19 protein-coding genes are annotated in these 22,690 nt (G+C 51.8%); 5 read left to right on the top strand and 14 right to left on the bottom strand.

The annotated features are described in order from the left end of the window. Positions 1-9 precede the first annotated feature (9 nt). The 5 genes from K7G70_RS10190 to K7G70_RS10170 are packed head-to-tail and all read right to left on the bottom strand — an operon-like array spanning position 10 to position 5,297. The gene (locus tag K7G70_RS10190) at positions 10-522 is read right to left on the bottom strand and encodes an adenylyl-sulfate kinase (protein ID WP_223788537.1); all 513 of its coding nucleotides are present in this window, start codon (positions 520-522) and stop codon (positions 10-12) included. Next, entirely contained in the window at positions 519-1,517 is a 999-nt protein-coding gene (locus K7G70_RS10185) for a sulfotransferase domain-containing protein (RefSeq protein ID WP_223788536.1), read from the bottom strand. The genes K7G70_RS10190 and K7G70_RS10185 overlap by 4 nt, the downstream gene beginning before the upstream one ends. Then, on the bottom strand, positions 1,514-2,299 hold the full coding sequence (locus tag K7G70_RS10180) for a phosphocholine cytidylyltransferase family protein (RefSeq protein ID WP_223788535.1): 786 nt from the start codon (positions 2,297-2,299) through the stop codon (positions 1,514-1,516). The genes K7G70_RS10185 and K7G70_RS10180 overlap by 4 nt, the downstream gene beginning before the upstream one ends. Then, positions 2,296-2,913: a gamma-glutamyl-gamma-aminobutyrate hydrolase family protein gene (locus K7G70_RS10175; RefSeq protein ID WP_223788534.1), complete on the bottom strand. Its 618-nt coding sequence runs from the start codon at positions 2,911-2,913 to the stop codon at positions 2,296-2,298. Before K7G70_RS10175 ends, K7G70_RS10180 begins: the two co-directional genes overlap by 4 nt. Continuing rightward, positions 2,910-5,297 carry a PEP-utilizing enzyme gene (locus K7G70_RS10170; protein ID WP_223788533.1) on the bottom strand — a complete coding sequence of 796 codons (2,388 nt, stop codon included), beginning with the start codon at positions 5,295-5,297 and terminating at the stop codon, positions 2,910-2,912. Before K7G70_RS10170 ends, K7G70_RS10175 begins: the two co-directional genes overlap by 4 nt. Positions 5,298-5,507: 210 nt before the next feature. On the opposite strand from K7G70_RS10170, the gene K7G70_RS10165 reads away from it, so the two are divergent. After that, positions 5,508-5,879, top strand: coding sequence for a hypothetical protein (locus tag K7G70_RS10165; RefSeq protein WP_223788532.1), 372 nt, complete (start codon positions 5,508-5,510; stop codon positions 5,877-5,879). A gap of 22 nt (positions 5,880-5,901) precedes the next feature. On the opposite strand, the gene K7G70_RS10160 is transcribed toward K7G70_RS10165, so the two are convergent. Then, positions 5,902-6,177 carry a TolB family protein gene (locus tag K7G70_RS10160; protein WP_223788531.1) on the bottom strand — a complete coding sequence of 92 codons (276 nt, stop codon included), beginning with the start codon at positions 6,175-6,177 and terminating at the stop codon, positions 5,902-5,904. Between the two features lie 447 nt (positions 6,178-6,624). Here K7G70_RS10160 and K7G70_RS10155 point away from each other — a divergent pair, with 447 nt between their 5' ends. Continuing rightward, positions 6,625-7,704, top strand: coding sequence for a DUF4397 domain-containing protein (locus K7G70_RS10155; protein ID WP_348525076.1), 1,080 nt, complete (start codon positions 6,625-6,627; stop codon positions 7,702-7,704). Between the two features lie 103 nt (positions 7,705-7,807). Here K7G70_RS10155 and K7G70_RS10150 read toward each other — a convergent pair whose 3' ends face one another. Both K7G70_RS10150 and K7G70_RS10145 read right to left on the bottom strand, forming a co-directional pair. Next, on the bottom strand, positions 7,808-10,942 hold the full coding sequence (locus K7G70_RS10150) for an efflux RND transporter permease subunit (RefSeq protein ID WP_223788529.1): 3,135 nt from the start codon (positions 10,940-10,942) through the stop codon (positions 7,808-7,810). After that, positions 10,939-11,997, bottom strand: coding sequence for an efflux RND transporter periplasmic adaptor subunit (locus K7G70_RS10145; RefSeq protein WP_223788528.1), 1,059 nt, complete (start codon positions 11,995-11,997; stop codon positions 10,939-10,941). The genes K7G70_RS10150 and K7G70_RS10145 overlap by 4 nt, the downstream gene beginning before the upstream one ends. A 250-nt stretch (positions 11,998-12,247) precedes the next feature. On the opposite strand from K7G70_RS10145, the gene K7G70_RS10140 reads away from it, so the two are divergent. Continuing rightward, the gene (locus K7G70_RS10140; RefSeq protein WP_223788527.1) at positions 12,248-12,901 is read left to right on the top strand and encodes an energy transducer TonB; all 654 of its coding nucleotides are present in this window, start codon (positions 12,248-12,250) and stop codon (positions 12,899-12,901) included. A 16-nt stretch (positions 12,902-12,917) separates the two neighbouring features. Here the strand turns inward: K7G70_RS10140 and K7G70_RS10135 are convergent, their stop codons facing one another. The 3 genes from K7G70_RS10135 to K7G70_RS10125 all read right to left on the bottom strand — a co-directional run bounded on the left by K7G70_RS10135 (position 12,918) and on the right by K7G70_RS10125 (position 14,771). Further along, on the bottom strand, positions 12,918-13,880 hold the full coding sequence (locus K7G70_RS10135) for a hypothetical protein (protein ID WP_223788526.1): 963 nt from the start codon (positions 13,878-13,880) through the stop codon (positions 12,918-12,920). Between the two features lie 132 nt (positions 13,881-14,012). Then, positions 14,013-14,216 (bottom strand): CsbD family protein, encoded by a 204-nt coding sequence (locus K7G70_RS10130; protein ID WP_223788525.1) that lies wholly within the window; start codon positions 14,214-14,216, stop codon positions 14,013-14,015. A 366-nt stretch (positions 14,217-14,582) separates the two neighbouring features. Further along, a complete protein-coding gene (locus K7G70_RS10125) occupies positions 14,583-14,771 on the bottom strand; it encodes a hypothetical protein (protein ID WP_223788524.1) in 189 nt (62 codons plus the stop codon). 86 nt (positions 14,772-14,857) lie between these two features. Between K7G70_RS10125 and K7G70_RS10120 the strand changes: the two genes are divergently transcribed. Then, a complete protein-coding gene (locus tag K7G70_RS10120) occupies positions 14,858-15,016 on the top strand; it encodes a hypothetical protein (protein ID WP_223788523.1) in 159 nt (52 codons plus the stop codon). Between the two features lie 49 nt (positions 15,017-15,065). Here the strand turns inward: K7G70_RS10120 and K7G70_RS10115 are convergent, their stop codons facing one another. The 3 genes from K7G70_RS10115 to K7G70_RS10105 all read right to left on the bottom strand — a co-directional run bounded on the left by K7G70_RS10115 (position 15,066) and on the right by K7G70_RS10105 (position 19,523). Next, positions 15,066-15,566, bottom strand: a complete 501-nt coding sequence (locus K7G70_RS10115; protein ID WP_223788522.1) for a peroxidase family protein — start codon at positions 15,564-15,566, stop codon at positions 15,066-15,068. Between the two features lie 158 nt (positions 15,567-15,724). Beyond that, positions 15,725-15,976, bottom strand: a complete 252-nt coding sequence (locus K7G70_RS10110) for a hypothetical protein (protein ID WP_223788521.1) — start codon at positions 15,974-15,976, stop codon at positions 15,725-15,727. Between the two features lie 91 nt (positions 15,977-16,067). After that, positions 16,068-19,523, bottom strand: coding sequence for a YncE family protein (locus K7G70_RS10105; RefSeq protein WP_223788520.1), 3,456 nt, complete (start codon positions 19,521-19,523; stop codon positions 16,068-16,070). Positions 19,524-19,728: 205 nt separating this feature from the next. Between K7G70_RS10105 and K7G70_RS10100 the strand changes: the two genes are divergently transcribed. Next, positions 19,729-22,683 carry a serine/threonine-protein kinase gene (locus K7G70_RS10100; RefSeq protein ID WP_223788519.1) on the top strand — a complete coding sequence of 985 codons (2,955 nt, stop codon included), beginning with the start codon at positions 19,729-19,731 and terminating at the stop codon, positions 22,681-22,683. Positions 22,684-22,690 lie beyond the last annotated feature (7 nt).

The raw sequence follows: 22,690 nt of genomic DNA, 5'->3' as shown, positions 1-22,690 counted from the left end.
GTGTTTTGGTTAAGTTGCATTTGATGAAGCTGTGAGTGAAGCCAACAACGACTCTGTGTACAATGCTTTGCCACTGTCGATCACATGATCGGGTGCAGTGGGCCACTGTGGCTCGATGCTGGTCCCTACCGCTGGGGTGTCCCTGAATGCCGCTGGGTCAGGCCTTTGCTGCAGTCGGTGCAAGCGGGTGGCTTCATCACAGGTCAGCAGGATTTCAATGTAGTGGGCTTGCTGTGCCCGGTTCCATTGTTGGATTTCATGAAACAGCGATATGGTGGCACAAACCACATCCAATCCCTGGCTGGCCAGTAACAGTGAGAGCCTGGCATGCCGCATGCCCATGGCCAGGCGTTCGTGTTCTTGGTATTGGCCTGGCAAGCCATACACGGCCCGCAAGTCGTCACCATCCAGCATCACCACCTGGCGGTGCTGTTGTCGCAAATATTCAGTGAGTTGTTGGGCGAGCGTGGTTTTGCCGGTACCTGACAGCCCAGTGATCCAATACAGCCGACCTGGCTTCAAGAGGCCAACTCCTCGGCTTGGTTCAGATCTCGGTAAACTGAATGCAGCAGTGTTTGAACCTGAGCCTTGAATGGCGAATCTACCACCCCTCCAACCATGCAGTGAACCATCTCATCGACCCAGCCAGGCCGTTCGAATAGGGTTTTGATGTGGGCTGCTGGTTGGGGCAATGGAGCGTATCCCAGCCAGTCAGTGACTTGGCTGAAAGCAGGGTCAAACAGTCCATGGTAGGCGGTGTGGTCCTGTTGTTGGTATTCAAAGGCTTGACCGGCAAAATTGAATTTCCTGGTCAACTGCCCTTGTGCGGCCAGCTGGTCTTCCCGCTGTTTGACCTTTTGAAAATCTGATTGGTTCACGGCTTGTTGGATGACCGATGCCGGTCGATCGATCTGCAAAAACTGCAACACCGAGTTCAACGTGGCGGTGGCGTCTTGTCGGTAATCTTCAAAGCGCACGATGTGGTGGTCAAATTGCGTCACATGCCGCTGCCACATCAGCATAAACAATTGGATGTATTCAACATATGTACATGGGTACTGGTGGTACTTCGATTGGAGAAACTGAACAAAACTGACCGGTGTCTCTGGGTGATTATGGCATTGTCGACGCCACTGCGAAAACAACATGTCTCTGGGATCACGCACAAATAAAATCAGCTTCCTGCGGCCATCCACCGTGCCGGCCCAGCGGTGGGTGGCGCGGGCCGAATGCTTGGCATCAAAGTGAAACTGACGGCACCATTGCAATGCCGGCAGGGTTTGAAACCAGGGTTCTGCCTGGGCGTTATACCGATAATGGTATGGGGAAGTTCTGTGCCACTCTCCTTCAATGTCCACCTCCCAAGGTCGCCATACACTGATGCCAGACTCCAACAAGCAATTCACCAACCAAGCACAGCCCGATGGTAATTCAGAAGACACGACTTCAAAGCTGTGGCTGTCGAAGTCCTGTAGCCAGGGTTGGTGGTTATCTGCTGCCGGTGATTGTTGACTCATGGTGAATAATACCCGGCTAATTGGCCGGTATCATGCAAGTGCTGATACAGTTGAAGGTCTTCCAGGGTGTCGATCTCCAACCAGCCGCGGTTAACCTCAGACGCGGTGACATGCCACCCGCTGTGAATCAAATGTTGAATGAAGTCAGTCATGTACATCCTTTTGGTTTGTTCTGGGTTGTCGGAATTGTTGAGCAAAGTTTGGTAAGCCTGACACACCCTTTGGCAAGCCTGGCCATCAACCTTCAGCAATCCGGTGAATTGGCCTTGGATTTGGCTGATGTCGTTCACGGATTGTCCCAATTCGATGATTTCCTTTTTGTCATTGAGCACAAAAGATTCGGCATCCGACAACACATCGTCAAACCGCAATGACCACAGGTCATGCCAATCCACATCACTCATGACCACGACATCTCCTGTGGTGTTGAGCAACTGGGTCAAACAGTCAGGTCGAAACACAATGTCACCATAAACCAAAACGGTGGTGATGTGTTGTTGTAACAGCTGTTCGGCACAAAACAAACTGGCCACCATGTTGGTGTGCTGATAATCGGGATTGACCAAACATGGAAAACCGGCCGCAGAAATGGCTTGATGTTGGTGACCACCCACCACCGTGATGTCACTGATGCCGTTGAGGTGTAAGGCAGCGTGTTGGTGTGCCAACAAGGTTTGGCCACCCAGCTCGATCAGGCACTTCGGTCGGTCTTCAGTCAAGGGGCGACAGCGTGTGCCCTCCCCCGCTGCCAGGATGATGGCTTGTACTGGTGCCTGACTCATGCGAAGAACTCCCGCACCACTTGCCAAGTCCAGGTTTGATCTGGATGCGCCCGTTCTGGATGCCACATCATGCCCATGACGGCATGTGTGCGGTGGCAGATGCCTTTGATCACCCCATCTTCAGACCAGGCCCATGGCATCATTTCTGGTGCCAGAGTCTGCCCGTTGATGCCCCAGTGATGGTAGGCATTCACGCGTTTTTTTGAACCTTCTTTAATGATCACAGCTTGCTCTTTGTGCACATGGTTTTCCACGGCTGTGAGGCTGCCGCCAAAGTATTCATTGAGCAACTGCATGCCGCGGCAAATGCCCAAAACAGGCATACCTGCTTGGGTTGCATGATCAATCAACTGGGTTTCAAATTGATCCCGCCACCAACAAACGGACTGCCCTTGGGTGGACATCAGATCATTGCCACCCGTCAACAGCAAGCCCTGCACGTTCAATTGCGCGATGCATAGCTGTGCCTCATGCACGCAGCGAAAATTGGGCAACACCGTTGGCTCAAACCCATGCTGTTGCAAATGGGTGAGCCATTGTGGATCCAACCGGTCGATCTGTTCCTGATTGGCATCCACCATTGCCACCGATTGTGTCACAGCCAGGTTGATCATTGAGCCACAGGCAGCCATTGTCTGGCGGCACAATCCAGTCGAATGAATTCGATGTGTGACATGTTTTCATACACGCTTTTGCCCAGACCAATGCACGCCGGCACATTCAATTCTGCAGCCCGGATGGCCATGTGCGAATTGGCCCCGCCATGGGCCGTCATCAGGCCAGCAATGCCGTAATTAAACAACCAGTCAAAACCCGGGTCGGCCTGTTCCAACAGCACCACACAGCCATGCAGTTTCTGAGGCGCATGCCACTGGCTTTTCAAAGGGGCTTCAACCACGGCATGGGTGATGTATGATGGCATCAATTGCGGCACCTTGAAGCCACAGAGGTCTTGGGGACGGGTGATCAAGTGGGGTAACTCGAGGCACTGGCTCAAGGCATGTTGTTTGGTTCTTTCAGCGATCATGGCGCGGATGAAAGGCACTTGCCAGGGGTTATCAGCCACCGCCAGCAAGTCATGCATGGTGAGGTAGGAAAGCTGTTCTCGACTCAAGTCATGGGCCTGGCCAAATTCAATGAACCGATCAATGGCCAATGACAGATTTCGAGTAAATTCAAATTTGCTGGCTTCTCTCAAAACGATGGCCTGCCGGCAAAAATCCAATAAATCATCCGCTTGCCAATCAGCCACTGGGGTGTTTTCGAACGTGGATTTGAGCCACTGATTGATTGATGTTCTTGAGTGGTGTGACAACTCGAATGGGTGGGTTTGGTGGTTTGGCTTTTGTCCCTGCCCGGCCGCTCGATAAAAATAAAGTTCTGGTTTTTCCCAATAGGCTGGGCTGGTGATGTCGTAGGTGCCGGGCCGCAGGTGACCGTACTCAGCAATCAATTCTTGGATGGGCATGGTCGACATGTCGGCTTTGAATTGCCCTGAAACCGTCTTGATTTGGCCAATGAATGCGTTCTTTTCCTGTTCGGTGAGCAGGCCGGTTTTGACCATGTCTCGCAACCAGGCCACGGCCAGGAATGCAGACCTGGCGGCATGGGCAAAAGGCAATGCCCCCAAGCGTTTGACCTCATTAATCAAGCCAATCCCTTGTTGAATGGCCGACTCAGCAGACGCGGTGTGGCTGGTGCGGGAAGCCAATAAATGCTTGGTCGGCTTGAGGTCTTCTTGGAGCCGCAGCATGGCTTTGGCGGTGATGTCACGCAGCGCCGCACGCAATTGATTGAGGTCATCCTCGGTCACGCCATGGGGCACCAACTGTCGCGCTGCCGCCTCATCAAAGGCCGGGGTCAAGACAGATACGGCCACTTCAAATTCCAATTGATCATGGAGCTGTGGATGTTGCTTGAGGTGGGTAATTTGTGCGTCAACCAGACGCTTGGCCACCGCCTCGTCCAGTGCCGCCGGAATCAATGAATTGAGGCTGATTCTGACATCAACATAGGGACAGCCACCAAAGCTGGTCAACAGCGGCACTCCGCGCAGGTCTCGGTATCCCCAGGCATACCGCTGCTCTGCCCAAATCTCATCCATCAGCACGAATTGATACAACGACAAGGCCAAAGGCCTGGGCTTGATGCCGATGATTTCGGCCGGATTCCAGTCCGGCATGATGCCATAAACCGATTGATCACCCAACACCTGTTTTGTTGCTGGTTGGGTGTTGCTCAGTTGGTGGGTGAATCGCTTGATGGTCTTGATGAGAAGGGATTCATCACAGTTGACTTGCCGGGTACCGGCCGGAATTTGTCGCACTTGAAACACATGAACTTGTTGGTTTGAATCGATGCCAAATTCAATGTTCAACTCGGTGGATTGACACAAGCGCTCCAACTCCCTGGCTGCCACCATGATGGGCTCCAACTCTTTGGGGATTGCTTTCAATGCCTGTGGCGCGTGTTTCAGTGAAATGAACTGTTGCAAAGGGCCGTCAGCGCCAGAAGTCACCCCGTCTGTTGACAGGGGATGGTGTAGGTAACTGATGTGGTCATAGGGGGCGCCAGAATTCAGGGAACGGGTCAACATCACGCCAACCAGCACGCAAGCATCCAGGTGTTGTTGAATCAACACCCGTTCTGAATCTGTTTTGCTGGATTTGGAATATGAATCAAAAACCCGGTCAATGGAAGTGGCTATCAATGGAGGGTCGTTGACATCGATGGCGCCAAAACTTTTGAATTGACCGGCCAAGGTGGTCTGCATGCCGTCCTCCTGGCTGTGGCTGCTTCTGATGATTAAGGATCCGGTGGTAAAGATTGACTGGATTGCCTGGATGCAGCCAGGCTGGTCTTGGCGCCATTGTCGTTCATTGATGCAGACTTGTTGGCCGATGTGACTGTGTCGCGTTCTGCCCTCCAAACGACTTAATACCGCTGCTTTGTCGCCCGGAAACACCGGAGGTATCGATTTTAAAGGTTCAGCGGTCATTTACTCAGATTCCTTGTAAAAGCTTTGATTGTGACGGTTTGTGGGTTAGTTTTTCATTAAATATGACGACTAATTGTACGCAAATGGCTGTGGCCACACCAGGCAAATGACTCATATGATATTAAAGGCAAAATATTTTCAGTCATGCCTGTGAAATCTAAAAAACCCAAATACATCCTCTGCACGTATCCAACCGCTTTGCTGTACTTGTTGGCCATCGTCTTGTTGGTGGCTGTGTTGCTGGTCGTGACCTGGCTGATGGTCTTGTCTTTGATCCCCATCATTCTGCTCATCGCCTGTTCTCTTTGGAATGGCTTGGTACACCTGTGGTGGCAAATTCGCTACCCTTGGCTGGATGGTGCACAGTTCAGTCATTGCTTGAAATCAGGCGCTGATGTTACTGATTTAAAAGCATTTGGCGCAACCAAAGCAACCAGTTTTGGCGCTTATACCTGTGTATACGCACCATTTATTTTCGTTGCTGTGGTAGACAGCAAAGTCCACAGAATCTCGCAAATGGCTTATGACATGGGTAAAAAACGGATCAGAAATCCCCCCAGATCAAGTCAATCAATGGGCTGATAATGGAGGGTGCGGACATCAATCAACCCCACATCCTCATTCCTGAAGTCAACAAGTCTTGTATGCCAAAGACCAAACTGGTTTTCACACAATCGGCCCCGTTCATCTTGAGGCGGTAAATGTTGGCCACGCCGCTGCTGTTGGAGTTGAAATAGATGTAACGGCCATCGGCGGTCCATTGGGCGTAGATGTCTTGCCAATTGCCACCGGTCAGCTGTTTGAGGGTACCCTCTGATTCTCTGATGTACAAGTGGTTTACACCGGGCTGGTCGTCTCTGTTTAAGCTGATTTTCACCATTTTAGCTCATCTGCTCGAATGCATTCGATCTTTGCTGTGTTAGGTGGTGAAGACTGACTGCTTGCAGTGAACAATGTCAGTTGATGGGCAGAATGGTTCGGGTCTTGATCCGCACCACCAACTCAGCTTGCGCAGCGACTGATTTTTTCATATTTATTTTATGACCAATTGGACACTTGTATGGCCGTTCTCGGCGGCTTCCAGACAATGCCTGCAGAGTCAAGCTGGATGCTTGTTGGTGGCTGATTGACAGCCGAATCCCCCTCAGTCAACATTAAGCAAATGTAAAATATATCCCATCAGGCGTTCACGCGTATTTCACAGGTCGATTCATAAGTTGTTGTTTCTAATAACAAATGGAGGTGCTCCATGCAACATTTTAGATTTATTGCGATATCATTACTTATCAGCAGCTGGACACTAACAAGCGCCACGGAAGTCAATGTGGTGAATCTGGCACCCTTTGACGATGTCATTGAAGACACCGCTGTGTCGATTAATGTCAATGGCACAGAAATTGTCAATCGAGTTGAATACGCCTTCTCTTCTGGTTATTTGGAAATTGCCGAACCGGGTGTGGCACCCGGAGACACTTTGGTCGAAATTTTTTTACCGGCTGGAGCCGCCGCGCCAGCAATCAGTGTCAATTTAGACTTGGCAGCCGACATCCAATACACCTGGGTCATCATAGGTGATGAAAACAACCAACCACTGGACTTGTTAACTTTGGTTGATGACAATGCGGCACCGGGACCCGGCAACGGTAAAATGCGTGTAGTCCACGTCGCTCCCATCGCCCCCATTTTGATCGACACCGCGGTTTCAGTGCGCAATGACCGCAATGAGTTGGTCAATGGCCTGGCTGAGTTATTCTATGCCTCACAATCCGGCTACTTTGAATTGCCTAACGCCACCTATGATTTGAATGTGTCGACCCCAGATGGGGCCAATCGATTGATCGATTTGGCACCATTGAAATTGGACGCTGGCGACATTGTGACTGTTTATGCTGTGGGCGAAGGCTTCAATCAAGAACTGGGCTTTTTTGCCATCGATGATGCAGGCAACGGTGCACTTTTGGATGTTGAGCCCCCATTCAACACCATGAACCAGGGGTTGAATGGAGCTTGGGTCAGCCCCAGTGTGGAAAGCCAAGGGTTCATGATTGAAGTGTATCCAGAGAATCACTTCATCTTCATGACTTGGTTTACTTTTGACACGACGTTTCCTGATGCCGGTGAGACCGCAGTGGTGGGTGCGCCCAATCAACGTTGGTTGACCGCTTCGGGTACCTACGACGGCACCTTTGCCAACATGACTTTATACAACACCAGTGGTGGCATCTTCAATCAGAACAACACCATGAGCGAAACCGCAGAAATCGGCACGTTTTTGATTGACTTCAATGACTGCAGAACAGCCCAAGCGATTTATGTCTTTGATGATGACAGCGGTTTGGCCGGCAACCTGGAATTGGAGCGGGTATCCGATGCCAATGTGTCCTTCTGTCAGGCCATCAGCGAGTAAAACCATCACAACAAACCGGGTCTGGCTGGGTTAACCAGTCAGTGACCCAAACAAGACCCAAGAAACCGGGTTGTGTCTTAGGCACACAACCCGGTTTTTTTGATCAAGTTCCTGCCTGTTGTGGCTTTTCTTGGCGCAACAAACCCATCAACAAGGCCGGCAAGAAGGTCAGGCTTAACAAGGTGGAGACGAAGATGCCGGACATGACGATGATGCCGACACCGCGATACAATTCAGTGCCCTCCCCTGGAATCAACACCAAAGGTGCCAAGCCAAAGATGGTGGTGGCAGTGGACATCAGAATCGGTTTGAGGCGTTTTTGTACGGCTTGACGCACCGCGTTTTGCACTTGCAGGCCTTGATCCAGGAAGCGCCGGGTTTGATCCACAATCAAAATGGGGTTGTTTACCACCGTGCCCAGCAAGATCAGAAAACCCAACATGGTGATCATGTCAAAGGGTTGGTGGGCCCCACCCAAACCGAAGGCTGCCAAGGCGCTGTTGACCCCGTTGACCGTGATCAAGCCCAGCAAACCGCCTGCCATCCCCAATGGCACTGTGGCCAAAATAAACAAGGGATAACGCCAATGGGTGAAAATCGCCACCAACAACAAGTAGCACAGAATGATGGCCACCAGGAAATTGCTGGACAAGGCGGCTTTGGTGGATTCCAGCTGATCGGCGGCACCACTGATGCTGACATTGACCCCTTGGGCAATGCGACCTTGTTGCCAAACGGTTGGCAGCAGTTCTTCGCGCACTTTGGCTTCAGCCGTTTCCAGGGCCACCTCACGCGGTGGGATGATGTAGACCGAAACCGTGCGTTGGCCGTCCACGCGCCGCACCGAGTCACTGTTGTTGCTGGCCACCAAATCGGCCACAGCATCCAATGGTATGACGCCACCTTGTGGCAAAGACAAGGGGGCCGCTGCCAAAGCTTCGATGGTTTGTTGGTTGCCTGCGCCACTGAACATGAAGATGTCGACTTTGTCATCGTTCAAAATGAACTCATCGACATAAGCACCGTCGCTGATGGCCGCCACAGCGTAGCCAAACTCCCGATTGTTGATCCCGAGTTCAGCCAGCCGTTGCCAGCGTGGACGGATTTCGATCAAAGGTTGGTTGAGGGTTAAAGAACTGGGGTCTGAATTGATCTGTGGCTGGTCGAACACATTTTCTGCCTCGGCATAGACGGCTTCGGCGGCTTGATACAAATCGGTGATCTGGCTGCCTGCCAAATCGACTGCCACCGCCCGTGTGCCACCATCGTTGCTGGAAATGATGGAACCCCGAGAGGAAAAAGCCCGCATGTTTTCATAGCTTCTGAACTTGGTGGTGATGGCGTCCATCATGGCGTGGATGTGCTCAGGGTTCACCGGTGCACTGAGGAACCAAATGCGGCCGATCGAGATGGACATGCTGTAATAGGCCAAGGGCGGCATGTTGGTTTCACCGTTCTCATAAGCAGCTGGAGCGGCGTTGAGGTGGTCTTTGAAGTAAGCCCGCAAGTCGGCCCCAATATTCAGCATCTCTGACAAATTGTAGCTGGGTGGGGCAAACATCATGGAAAAGGCTTTGGGTTCCTCCCCTTCAGGTAAGTATTCGGCTGGTGGCATCAAGGCATAAGCGCTTCCCAATATCACTGCCAAAAAACCCAGTGACCAGATCCTGGCCCGTTGTTTGGTGGCAGTGAAAACAGCGACCAGCCGCATCCAACGTGGACCCAATTGCAGGGATTGACCGGGTTCGTATTGTTCCTTACCCAGATTGGCCATGGCCACCGGTATCACAAAAATGGCCACCAGCATGGAGGCCACAATGGCACCAGAAATGGCGATGGCGATGTCTGAATACAATTGCCCGGCCTCTTGCACAATGAACAAAATAGGAGCGAACACCAGCACCGTGGTTGAGGTGGAAGCCAACACCGCTGGCCACACCTCTTTCACGCCTTCTACGGCGGCTTGATAACGGCTGAGGCCTTTTTTGCGGAACTGCATGATCGATTCCAGCACCACAATGGTGTTGTCCACCGTCATGCCGATGGCAAAAGCCACCCCGGCCAAGGAAATCACGTTGATGGTGCGGCCAAAGGCCAACAAGGCCAAAAACGCCGCGATGGTACACACCGGAATGCCCAGCACACCAACCAAAGTGGAGCGCCCTGAACGCAAAAAGAAATACATCACCAAGGTGGCCAGCATGGCACCCAAGGCCAGGTTGAACCAGACGTTCTCCAAGGAATTGGACACATATTGCACATCATCACTGGACAGCTGCAAGTTCAAGCCATTCTGGATCAACAGCGACTCATTCAATTCAGCCACCAAAGGCAACAAAGCCTGTTTGATGGCGATCACATTGGAACCGCTTTCACGTCGCACCGAGAGCGATAAACTCCGTTGGCCATTGGCAAAGGACACGCTGCGGGTTTCGTAATGATCCAAGGTCACCGTGGCGATGTCTTTGAGCAACAAAGTGCTGTTTTCATTTTGCTCGATGATCAGGTTTTCCAACTCAGACAATTGCTCAAAACGGCCCACCACCCGCAACAAAAACCGGCTTTCACCACTTTCCAGATCACCAGCCGAAGCATCTGAGTTTCTCGCCCTAATCGCATCGCGAACCTGACTGAGCGAGATGCCACGTTGGGCCAGTTGCGCGGTGTCCACTTTGATTTGGATTTGTCTGGCGGCCCCACCCCGCACATCAACCTGCGAAATGCCGGGCACGCTTTCCATGCGAGGACGGATGTAGTCGTCGGCAAAATCACGCAACATGTCGATGTCCAATTGCATGGGATTACCGGGTAAGGGCAACAGCCGGAAGTGCATGAAGGCGTTGCTGGAAAATGAACTGGAGAACAGCCGCGGTTGATCGACATTCTCAGGATAGGCCGGCACCTGGCTGAGCGCGTTGCTGACCCGAATCAAGGCTTCATTGACATCCACCCCAAAGGGAAACTCCAATTCGATCCTGGCCGAGCCCATGCCCGCCGATGAAATCATGCGTTTGAGGTTGGGTAAACTGCGCAAATACCGTTCTTGTTCGATCAAAATCTCTTTTTCCACATCCTGTGGTGTGGCCCCAGGCCAACCGGTTTGCACGGTGATGGTCCTGACTTCCAAATCAGGAATCATTTGCACCGGAATCTTGATCGATGCCACCACGCCCAGGATGCAAGTGATCAGCACCAGGACGGTGACCAGGATGCCGCGCTTGACGGTGGCTTCGATCATGGCTGCTTGACTGCAATCACATTCATGGTCACCGGCATGCCATCTTGTAACATTTCCACGCCTTTGACGATGTAAGCTCGGTCGGCTGGCAGACCATAAATGGTGACTTGGTTGCCGGTCATCTCGGTGTGGGGTGTCACCAACCGTTTGGCACGGTTGTTTTCAACCACAAACACACTGCTGTTGCCATCGGGGTGTCGCTTGATGGCGGTCTGCGGCAGCATGATCGCTGCTTGGCTGCTGTTGGGGAAAGTCAATTCAGCGGTCGCTGACATACCAGGCACCCAATCGCCTGTGGCTTGTTCAGGCAAGTCTATTTGGGCCGTGAAAGTGCGGGTTTGAACGTCTGAGACTGGGACCAAGCGGGTTAACGTGGTTGCCATTGGAGTGATGCCAGCAGTGTCGGGGATCACCGCTACGGGAATTTCTTGGATATTTTGCAGAGTATGGAAATGCTGTTGTGGGATTTCAATGACCAGTCTGAGATCGCGTTGCGCGACCAAGGTCATGACTGGATTTTGCGGGGTCACCCACTCCCCCACGTCGACATTCCTTTCCGCTACCACCCCTGCAAACGGGGCTTTCAAGCTGTGCCGCTTCAAGCGTTCTCGCTGGATGCTGTGGTTGGCTTTGACCCGGGCCAATTCAGCCTCGGCTTTGGCCAACAAAGCCGCCCGTTCCGCAATCAAAGTTTTGGCCACCACCTGCTGTACCGAAAGTCTTTGCACTTCGTCATACAGGCGTTGGGCTTCCTGTCTGTTCAGTTCGGCCGCCCGCACTTCCGCCGCCGCACCGGTCACCTGCAGCTCGGCCAATCGGTGTTCCAAACTGAGCAGAACTTGGCCCGCTTCCACCACCTCACCCACTTCCACGGCCAGACGTTCCACCCGCCCCGCTTCCAGCGTGGCCAATTGCGCATGTTGTTTGGCCTGTACGGTCCCAGGCAAACGCAGGGTCTGGCTTTGCTGCAGTTGTTGTGGATACACCACATCGACTTGAACCGCTGCTTGGGCCCGGACAGCAGCAGCAAAGACCAGACAGCCAACCACCAACATGAGCCATGATAAAGATTGCGTCAAACGGTTATGGACACCTGGCGGATTACTTTTCCAGGATGTTATATACACCAAAATATTCATTCAACTCCCAAACCCAATACATTGAACAAGCCTTATATCATAAATGATGTGTGTGACGTGGCAAATAGTCTTCACGTGTCTGAGATGATGTCTTCAAAGAAAATCGGAACCTTACTCCATTGGCACAGTCCCAAAGGGTGATGTCATTTAATTCAAGGAGTTGAGCATGACTGAATGGATGAGGTATGTGGGGGCAGCCGCCTGCAGTGCATTGATCACAATCACGCTGTTCTTTGGCATGCGTGCTTTACTCGGTAAACAGCCGCATCGGGGATTGACCGATGAATTGGAATTTCGCATTTCATATGTGCAGGCCGAGGAAGAGATGCGGGTGAGGAAACGCCTCAAGCGAAAATTACCGGAAAAAAGTGAACCCAGCCAACCACCAACCCGCCCCAGGTTGGTGGTAGAAACCCAAGCCACCCATGACCTGAGCCTGCCCAAACACATGGCCCAATCGGCCAGTTTGAATCTTTTGGGACAAATCAAGCTGCCAGGACTGAATTATCAGGTCGGTGACCCCAGTTTTGCCGGTCATGGTGGGGTCAAAGGGGCGATTCCACCCATGTATCCCATGAATGCACTGCTGAAAGACATCGAGGGCTGGGTGACCGTGTTGATTTCGGTCAATGCCATGGGGCGCGCCAGTGAAGTCAAAGTGCTGGACTCATACCCACCGAGGGTGTTTGATGATGCCGCCATCCGCACGGTAATGAAATGGAAGTATTACCAAAAACAAGTGGGTGACAAGGCCGTGCCCTATCAATTGTCACAAACCATTGAATTCGAAATTCCCAAGCCAGAAGAGCCAGCCCAGTGAAACACGTGATGTTGTCTCAAGGCTTTTGCGCCAGCGCGTAAACGTGCCAACTGACTGGGGCGCCCACCAAGAAGGTGCCAACCCGCACTTTGAAGCCAGAAATGGCCTCAGGTTCCAGCGCCTTTTGGGTGCTGAATGACTGCCCCAAACCGATGGGGCGACCCGCGGCATCTTGAGCCACCACGACCACCCGCGGATAAGTCACGGCAGTGGTTTGATCATTGAGCACGTCACCAACGATTTCAAAAGAACCGTTCTTTTCATTGACGACGTGGTCTTTCACGGCAATGGGCAATTGATTGTCAGCCATCAATGAGGATTGGCTGGCCATCGGGGTGATGGTCTCTGAAGTGGCTGTGGCTGGCGGTTCATCAATGAACACCATCACCTGGGTTTTTTCACCGGCCGACAAGCGTGTTTGATATGACCAACCACCCTGCTCTGCCACCCGTTGGCCATCGGCATTGAATAAACTCACCGTTACCCCAGGGCGCAACATGTCCTCATCGGCTTGGTTGCTTATTTCAAAGATCCAAAAACGACCGCCGTTGCGGGTGGCGGCGGCGACTTGGTGATCTATGATCAGATGCTGATTGATCCATTGGGGATCACGGCGAACCTGTTGCGGGTTGCTGTTGCTGTCCGCTTTGACCAATGGGGTCGTTTCCGGCGTGGTTTGTTTGATGAGTTGTGGTGGGTTCACCTCGATCGAGGTTTGAGGCAGCTCATCTTGCCCCCATCCACCTGTGGGCCCATACATCCGCAACACAATCAAAGCAACCAGCAACAGGCTGCTGACCAGAAAAATCACCAAGCGCATGGAATGCGAACCAGACTGCACCGGCCCACTGCGCGATGGTCGTTGGCTGGGTTCAGTCATAGCGCCACAGTATTCACAAACCAGCAGGCCACTGTTGGCTTGTGGTTTGAATCGGGTGGCGCCACATGATTCACAGCGCATGGAAGGATGATTGGACATGACCATCATTGTAGGCTAAATTGGGTACAGATGGTATGGTTGACTTGAAACCATGTGCTGATCATACAAGTTGACTTTCAGACACAAAAAAACCCACAGGCGTGGGTTTTTTAGACATGTTGATGGGCTTGCTTAATTTTTCAGTTCAGCTTCCCATTCAGTGATTTGGCGTTCAGCCTTGTATTTGGTGATGCCGTATTTTTCTTGTAATTTACCGGCCAATTCAGTTTTTTTGCCGGAAATTTGGTCCCATTCATCATCGGTCAATTCACCCCATTTCTGTTGTGCTTGACCTTTCAGTTGGTCCCATTTGCCTTCGATGATGTCCCAATTCATATGCTACCTCATGTGGTTGTGGTTAATAAATAAGTAATCAGTGCACTGCAGTCATTAATTGATCTTGACACCCTGTGCTCAAGGCTTGAATGCATGACAGGAATTGATGTGACTCAATCACAATGTCATTCACAATCAATATGTTAGCCATTATAAGCAAGCACTGTCAAAGCCACGTCAATATGCTGTTAATGCGCCAGTTGGGTTCATCGCACATGAAACACATCGTCTTGAATTTCATTGCCAGGGGTAGTTACCTCATAGCTGCATAAACGGACATTTGTTGCTTTTACAGTTTTCTCATAGCTGCATAGTTGGCCTACTTTTTAATAATGATGAGTCTCCTCCTGACTAGTGAGCTCTCCATTAATCAAATTTTTGAATCATTCGATCTGCTTGTGATTTTTCTTGGTCATTTAAACGATCATACAACTCATCTGAATTTCTTAAAAAAACCTCTCTACTACTCTTTTGTTTTTCAGCTAGGTAAGCACAGTAAAATTGTAGAACATTGAATCGCCCCGGGTTTACCGGAGAGTTTTTTACTTGAGTCATGCCACATGGGCAGACTCACCAGTTGATGCATAATACATCATTTCTTTTTCAACTGGCGGGATATGACCAATCGATGACAGCAGTCGGTGATTGATGATTTCACCAACATCAAGATTGAAGTCATCATCAATAACGCCGTTTCAGCCGAAGAATTCATGAATCAAGTCTGTGATAAATACTTCAGGCATTATTCTGGCATCGCCTACATTGAAGAAATCAAAATCCTCAGGCCAGAAAAGTTTTGATGTGACATTTGAGGCAGGGCCCTTTATACAGTTATGAGGTAACTACCCCCTATGTGGTTACTGGGCCGAAATCACTGGCTTGATGCTCATTGGGAATCGATTCTGACTGGGCCGAGACGGCATTGCTGATGGCGCGGGTGCTGGCTCGGTTGTCACCTGCCAAGCTGGAGACCCCATCGCTGTAGTCCGAGGGCACCAAGCGCAACAAGGCCTGTCCCGCCGGACCCATGCTGGGTTCAGCCAAATTGTTGAGACTGCCATCGTCAGTTCTGATGGTCACCTCTTGGGGTGGCGGATTGCTGGGCGGCTGGCCACCCGGTGGTGGGCCTGGGCGGGCATTCAAGGCGTCTTGAGACGTCAAGCTGCGGTCAATGCGGCGCACCGGTGACACCGCGGGTTGTTGCTTTTCGGCATCGGCTTGTTGCAACAATGGGTTGGCTTGGGCGTTGACTGATTCGACTTGATCTGGGTTGTTTTGGGCCTGTGACGCGGTGCTGATTTGGGCTCCAAAGCACAACACCAGGGTGGTTTTGAACAGTGTTTTTTGCATCTTGGTCTCCTCTGAACTCAAGTCTCAACGAATTTCAAGACTTGGCGTCCATGGTGGTTTTCAACTTGGGAAACAATATGCAAAGAATGTGCAGGGACTGTTACGAAATTGTAAAGCCAGGCTTGGGTTTCTGAAAATTTAACGAACGTCGGTATTTTTCAAACGGTGGTGGCCGCTGAGCGACGTCGTTGCCACAGGTAGTAGACCACGGCCAAAGCCATGGCCAGACCGCACCAGAGGCTTTCCGGTAAGGACCATTGCCAAACGACGTCATTGATTTTGATGAAGGCGTAACTGATGGCGCCAAATAAAATGGTCAATCCCACGATCAACGCGGCTGACTGCAAGGCCTTTTTCAGAATGCCGCTGGGGACAGATTCAATCGGTTTTTGGGTGTCGCTGTGGTGCATGGTCGGTCAACGGTATCGGAACTGGGTTCAGCTTACCCACAATCCTGTCAAGCCACTGTGAATGCCCCATCCGCCCTATTCAGCTGACGGCTTATTGCAGCTCCGGATCAAAAAACTCATTGGATATGGGTTGCAATGTCACGTTGTTCAGCACCCAGTTCAATGACAAAGTGGGTGCTTGCAAACTGACATCGAAATCGATCAAGCGATCAGGCAGAAAGGTCAATTGTTGAGCGCCCACCAACTGGTTACTGGTGGCAATGAACTCGCAGTCTGGACAAAAACCCTGGTAGGTGAACATCTCGATGCTGTCGGCATCGGTGGGGCCAGTGCCCAAAGCCCATTTGGGTTCGCCCAATTCATCATAGTAATAAATGATGGTGGCGGTGACATGACCCTGAGTTGCCACCGTGATGCCCCAACCGCTGTCCAGTGGATCAAAATATGAACTGGTGTGCTGGGCGATGGTGGGCGGAGCCGCGAATTGAAAATAACTGAATGGCTCAGCACCGGTGCGGCCATTGATGTCCCAGGAAAATTCGGCTTGTTGCGCATGACTGAAATCCAAACTGGCCGTGCCCACTGCCTCGGCCGTGGCGATGCGGTTGCTGCTGTCCCAGGTGAAGCGGTTGAGGGTGGCTTGCCAATTCACCGCATAAGGCGCTGCGGCCAAATACCAGGTTGGTGTGCCGTCGTCATTGTAGGTGTACCAGATGATGAACAAATTATCCCCGGACAGTTGCAGGTCCATGCCGTGGCCACCCCGTGCGGGGTTGAACCACAAGCCAGCCAAGGGTTTGATTTCGGTGGATGACGCATTGGTCGGGTCAGAACCATTGAACACTTCGGTGGGGTCATCAATGCCATCACCATCTCGATCAAAGGCCAGCCGTTCACCTTGATTCAACGGCACCAATGTCAGCGTTACGGGGGTTGTTGCTGATGCCAGAGACATCAGACCCAAGTCGCTCAACAGGCTGTCGTCAGCGGCTTTGAAAGCCACTTCATCGACATCGTACAAATAATTTTCTGCGCCAGCCACTGTCGCCACCAAGGCGACTTTACCCGAATTAGCCACTTCGATCAAGTCATCCACCCGCTCATCGATTTGGGTGGCGCTGCGCAGAGTGTGTTGCTGCCCAACCCCAGCATGGGTGTCTTTTGACTGCGGTGCGGTGTTGCCCAAAGGCACAAACCCAGCATCCAGTTCTGAGCCAGAAAATGCCATCATCAAGGCCACCAAATCGGCCACCTCTTGATCCGAATCGACACTGAATGCCCCAGCACTGAGAAAGCGGGCCACCGAATCAATCGCCCCGTCATGCAAAAAGCCAAATCCGGCCAGTGATTGTTGACGCGATGTTTCAAAACCCACTTTGTCATACAAGTTTCGCAGTTGCGGCGTCTTGATGGCTTTCTGGGTGGAACCATCGACACTGACCACCCCCAGGTGGTTTTCGCCCATGGGACCCGGTGGCATCACCGAACCACCCACTTCGATGTTCAAGAAAGCCGGCTTCAATGGACCATTAACGGCCATACCAGTGGGCAAGGTGTGACAACTGGCGCATTGAAAAATGGAATCCAGCAAGCCGCCATTGTATAGGCTCAAGCCATTGCGTGGGTCACCACTGCCCAACGGTTGACCAGCGGAGGCAAACCGACCTGAGGTGTAATGATTGCTCAAATCAATGCTGTTGGGCAAGGTGTTGTCGATCTCACGGAAAGGATTGGGCGGAAACGTGATGGTTGCCAACATCGCTTTGAATCGCTGCATCTGTGTTGGGTGCAGCGGGGCGTCATCACCATTCAAGCCCACAAACGCCTGATTGAATTCTTCCAAACCATCGCGATCGCCCCGCCAATGGAAGGGTTCATGGCCAATGATGTCTTGAAAAGTTTGGGTCATCATGGGCCCTTTCATCGGGTGGAAGTCTGAACAGGTCGGTGCATCCAGAATGGACGCCGTGGTTTGACAGTTTTGATTGAATGTTTTCATTTCGCCGGCTGGATCACCAAGGTCCCAGGCCAAACGATCCATGCGGCCATCGACATGACAGGAAGCACAAGCGATGTGACCCAAACCTGACGTGTCATGTGTGCTGTACAAAAATTGGCGGCCTGCTCTGATGACGCCTGGCAGCGGATTATGCAGGTCCAGGTGGTTCAGAACTTGGTGGTCAGCGGTGTCGATCACCGATAAACTGGCCGCAAAATGGTTCCACACATACAAGCGTTCATTGCCTTCATCCAAAGCCAATCCCGTGGGTCCTTCACCCACTTCAATGCGGTCCAGACGTTCACCTTGGGCATTGATGACAATCACATTGTTTGAGCCCATACCGGCGACATACCCCACTTGGCCCTGACTGTGCCAAACCACCCCTCGGGGATCGCCAATGGAACGGTCTCGTTGACTTTGCTCGATGGTTGATGTGCTGTAGTCCAAATGTGGATTCAGATCTGTCACCACCGGTGATTGCAAATCATTGGCAGCCACCAGTCCCAACTGCACCCGCAAAAACTTACCCTTCAACACCGGTTCAAAACGCACTTCGTTGGTGGCATCGGTGCCGACCAAAGACACTTGATCGGTGGCTGGGTTGTGCGCAATGGCCATGCCCAGATTCATCAAACCAGAGACATAGGAGATGCTGTGGTTGTCGGTGTTGATCACCGCAATGTCATGATCCAACAACTCCCAACCAGGTACCCGACCGGATACCGCGGCTTGATTGCCTGAAATGAAGGCCGTCCAGTCGCCGTTGTTGTCATCCAGCCATTGCCCATTGTCCTGTTGTTTGACAATCAAGGAGACCCTGGGCGGAGTAGGCAATTCCTGGTTGATGGCAGGAAAAAAGGCATTGCCGTCATTGGGCGGCGGATTGGCCCCTTGATAGGGTGAGCTGCTTTGGTTGACCGAATCAAATGGAAAGGTCAAGGTGTCTTCGGAGGCATCAATGCCACCGGCCAAGATGGTGGTTTTGTTACCGGACTCAAAGGCCGCCACATAAACCCGGCTGCCATCGGCATTAACCGCCATGGCCCTGGGGTCTTCTGCCATCAGGTTGATCACTTCTGGGGAAGCTGACCAATCTGTGGTGTCGAACACCCACACCTGGTTGACCTGGGAACAGCTGACATAGCCGCGGTTGTTGGCAAACACCACATCAAAAGGCTCGTCACCGGTTTGCAAGGTGGCTTTCACCTGTCGCAGGTTGAAATCAACCACCGACACCGAATCAGAGATGTGATTGACCACCCACAATTCGTCATTGTCTTTGAAGCGGACCGACACCGGATCAATGCCCACTTGGACATGGCCCAAGCGCACCGGATGGCCTTGGGACACATCAAACAATTGCACCCGGTTGTCCGCCGTGTGGGCGATGGCCAAACGGTTTTGATCGGGCGATAAAGCCAAGGCATGCACGGGGTGGTTTTCCCAATTCATGTAGGGCACTTCTGCGGCCCAGCCAGAGCCAATGAACAACAGCAGCAGAAAATATGAAGGGATGGTGGCAGCTTGGGTGCGTTGGTTTTTCATGGACATTGGTGGCATTTTTGAATCTTCAATAAGATACCAATTTCAGCCGTGAATATCCACTGCCATGTGTCATACAAAGCACAACTTGAACAACCAGTCGAAGTGAGCGCCCTGCCCGGTCACCAAGTACCCCGCAGCATGGTGGGTGATTCAGTGCTAAAATAAATACAAGCAATACCAACATTCAAATGTTGTGGGGTTTTCCATGCCAGACATACCGTCGATAGAAACTTTGGTCACCGCGGCCACCCAACTGCCCGCTTCTGAACGGGCTGCATACATCCAAGAACATACCCAGCACGACCCTGACTTGGCCGCGCAAGTCACGGCCTTGCTGCAGCCTGATCAGCTGTCAGCCACAGACTCGATGGTGCCATTGGATTTCAGCCTAGGCGATGCCATTGGTCCATACCGGATCAAACAAGAGCTGGGACATGGTGGCATGGGCACGGTGTTTTTGGTCGAACAAACCCAACCCATTCAACGCCAAGTGGCCCTCAAAGTGGTGCGTTTGGGCATGGACACCCAAGAGGTCTTGTCGCGATTTGAGCAAGAACGCCAGGCCCTGGCAATGATGTCACACCCCCACGTGGCGGCCGTTTATGATGCCGGTGCCACAGACCAAGGCCGGCCCTATTTTGTGATGGAGTATGTGACTGGCGAAACCATCACCGCATATGCCAATCGCCATCAACTGACCATTGAACAGCGCATTGAATTGGTGATCCAGGCCTGCCAAGGGGTGTTGCATGCACACCAAAAAGGCATCTTGCACCGCGACCTCAAACCCGGCAACATCCTGGTCACCGAAAATGACGGTCTGCCGCAGGTCAAAATCATCGACTTTGGGGTGGCCAAGTCAATTGCACAGAAGCTGACTGAAAAAACCGTCAAAACCCAGCTGGGTGCCTTCATCGGCACCCCCTATTACATGTCACCGGAACAGGCTTTGGCAACGCCGGGTGGGGTGGACACCCGCACCGATGTGTATTCGCTCGGGGTGGTGTTGTATGAGTTGTTGGTGGGTTCATTACCGTTTGACTTGCAAACCTTCAACAACAAAACACCCCAGCAGGTGCAGGAAATCATTCGACATCACATTGCCCCCACCCCTTTGCATAAGCTGAAATCAAATGCCTACAACCAACAAAGCATCGCCGCCCAAAGACACAGTTCGGTGCATGAAATCAAACGCATACTGAAAAGCGATTTGAGCAGCATCGTGATGCAAGCCATCGCCAAAGACCCCGAACAACGGTATGGATCAACTTCCGCCTTGGAGACTGATCTGCGGCGTTATCTCAATGGTTTGCCGGTTGAGGCCCAAGCACCCACCACGGCCTATAAACTGAAAAAACTCTTGTGGCGACACAAACTTTTGGCCTCAGCCGTATTGGCGGTGATGTTGGCATTGACCATTGGCTTGTTGGTTTCGTTGCGGGCTTTGCAGCACGCCGAACGTGAATCGGTGCATGCCGCCGCCGTCTCAACCATGCTCAGTGACATTTTGCTGAATGCCGACCCAGAAAACATAGATTACCGTGATCAAATCACCCTCAAGCAAGTGATCATGGGTTTGGAAGAGAAACTGGATGCCCAAGAATTGTTGCGTGGGTCTGCGTTCAATCGGGCGCGGGAATTGGGGCTGGAAAATTCTTTACAATGGACTTTGTATGAACATCTGGCAGATGTGCATCATTCGGTGGGTAATTTCACCGCCGCAGAGAAAAACTACCACCAAGCGATCAGCCTGAGGAACCAAACCAAGCGCCCCACACCATTACCATTGGCCGTTTTGAATCTGAAATTGTCCAAAACCCTGGTTGAGCTGGGACAATTGGAACAAGCACAAAGTCATTTTGACTTGGCCATGCAAGCGGTAGATCCTCCTCACAACGAAGCACAAGCCATCATCCTGCTGCAAGCCGATGGGGTGTTTCGCAGCAAAGGAGAAATCAATGCCAGCATTGCTTTTGAAAGGCGTTTGTTGACCATTGCAGAACGTTTTTTTGGCCATCAATCTGAGGCATACGCTTGGCAATTGGTTGAATTGGCTTCTAACCTGATACAGACTGGTGATCAAGCCTCATTGGATGAGGCTTTGGCCCGGGTGCATGCAGCCAAACGATTGGCGCAACAATTGGACAACCCCAATTTGAGGATTGAATTCAATGCCCGGCGGTTCATCATTTTCATCCTGAATGGCAGTGACCGCAGTGCCGCCATTGAGGAGGCTCTTGATTTGGTTAATTGGTGCAGCGAAACCTTTGGTCATGATCACCTCAAAACCTTGGACGCTGGGACGCTGCTCACTTATGTGTTGTTGTGGGATGGGCAATATCAAGCCGCTTTGGACCGGGCCAACAGTTACCTCCCGATATTGACACAAAGGGTCAGTGCTGATCACCATTTATTGCGCACCATCCAGAAATACAAAGGCAACGCTTTGGTATTCCTCAACCGCTATGCCGAAGCCATTCCACTGCTCCAGCAGGAACTGCAATTGGCCCAACAAGCAGAAAGTCAGCCTGAAATTGCCTACGCAGCTGAAGCCATCGGACAAAGCTTCTATCATGTGGGCCAACTGGCTGAGGCACAACGGCACCTTGAATTGGCATTGGATAATGTCAGTCATGTTCTCAACCAAAGCATCATGCAGGCTGAATTGGCCCAAATTCAGCTGATGCAAGGCAATCTTGACCAAGCCTTTAACCAAGCACAAGAAGCCCTCAAAGCCAATGCCAACAATGTCTTGGCTCACCTCGTCCTGGCTCATGTGGCACACCACAACGGCCAGTCAGATCGGGCCATTGATCACCTGTATTCAGCCTTGCCATTGCAGGCCAGTCAATCAGGCGAGCACAGCCTGCAATATGCCGCTGTACAAGCTGAATTGATGTGGATGTATTTGCAATTAGGCCAGGCGTCAAAGGCATTACAGCTGCTTGATGGAGTGATTGCGCCTGAACAAAACACGGCGCTTGCTGTGCATGTCAGATTAATCATGATGGCCGTTCAAGTACAGAATGGAGCAGCGCCCGAGCCTGAGTTATCGAGCCAATGGTTGAATGAATTGCGCCCTTTTTGGTCTTCTCGCACCCGACAGTTCAAGATGGCCGAATCAGCGGCCACCATGGCTGGTCTCAAGTTCAGTCAGTAAAGTCTGT

This window comes from Marinicella meishanensis (assembly GCF_019931145.1).
GTDB classification, from domain to species: Bacteria; Pseudomonadota; Gammaproteobacteria; order Xanthomonadales; family Marinicellaceae; genus Marinicella; species Marinicella meishanensis.
Note: the sequence above shows the minus strand (reverse complement) of the source record. Positions and strands in the feature narration are given on the sequence as shown.

Excerpts from the sequence above, each read along its gene's own strand:
- K7G70_RS10185 (WP_223788536.1), bottom strand. The coding sequence starts at position 1,517 with ATGAGTCAACAATCACCGGCAGCAGATAACCACCAACCCTGGCTACAG.
- K7G70_RS10180 (WP_223788535.1), bottom strand. The coding sequence starts at position 2,299 with ATGAGTCAGGCACCAGTACAAGCCATCATCCTGGCAGCGGGGGAGGGC.
- K7G70_RS10175 (WP_223788534.1), bottom strand. The coding sequence starts at position 2,913 with ATGATCAACCTGGCTGTGACACAATCGGTGGCAATGGTGGATGCCAAT.
- K7G70_RS10170 (WP_223788533.1), bottom strand. The coding sequence starts at position 5,297 with ATGACCGCTGAACCTTTAAAATCGATACCTCCGGTGTTTCCGGGCGAC.
- K7G70_RS10160 (WP_223788531.1), bottom strand. The coding sequence starts at position 6,177 with ATGGTGAAAATCAGCTTAAACAGAGACGACCAGCCCGGTGTAAACCAC.
- K7G70_RS10150 (WP_223788529.1), bottom strand. The coding sequence starts at position 10,942 with ATGATCGAAGCCACCGTCAAGCGCGGCATCCTGGTCACCGTCCTGGTG.
- K7G70_RS10145 (WP_223788528.1), bottom strand. The coding sequence starts at position 11,997 with ATGTTGGTGGTTGGCTGTCTGGTCTTTGCTGCTGCTGTCCGGGCCCAA.
- K7G70_RS10140 (WP_223788527.1), top strand. The coding sequence starts at position 12,248 with ATGACTGAATGGATGAGGTATGTGGGGGCAGCCGCCTGCAGTGCATTG.
- K7G70_RS10135 (WP_223788526.1), bottom strand. The coding sequence starts at position 13,880 with ATGTCCAATCATCCTTCCATGCGCTGTGAATCATGTGGCGCCACCCGA.
- K7G70_RS10130 (WP_223788525.1), bottom strand. The coding sequence starts at position 14,216 with ATGAATTGGGACATCATCGAAGGCAAATGGGACCAACTGAAAGGTCAA.
- K7G70_RS10125 (WP_223788524.1), bottom strand. The coding sequence starts at position 14,771 with ATGACTCAAGTAAAAAACTCTCCGGTAAACCCGGGGCGATTCAATGTT.
- K7G70_RS10115 (WP_223788522.1), bottom strand. The coding sequence starts at position 15,566 with ATGCAAAAAACACTGTTCAAAACCACCCTGGTGTTGTGCTTTGGAGCC.
- K7G70_RS10110 (WP_223788521.1), bottom strand. The coding sequence starts at position 15,976 with ATGCACCACAGCGACACCCAAAAACCGATTGAATCTGTCCCCAGCGGC.
- K7G70_RS10105 (WP_223788520.1), bottom strand. The coding sequence starts at position 19,523 with ATGAAAAACCAACGCACCCAAGCTGCCACCATCCCTTCATATTTTCTG.
- K7G70_RS10100 (WP_223788519.1), top strand. The coding sequence starts at position 19,729 with ATGCCAGACATACCGTCGATAGAAACTTTGGTCACCGCGGCCACCCAA.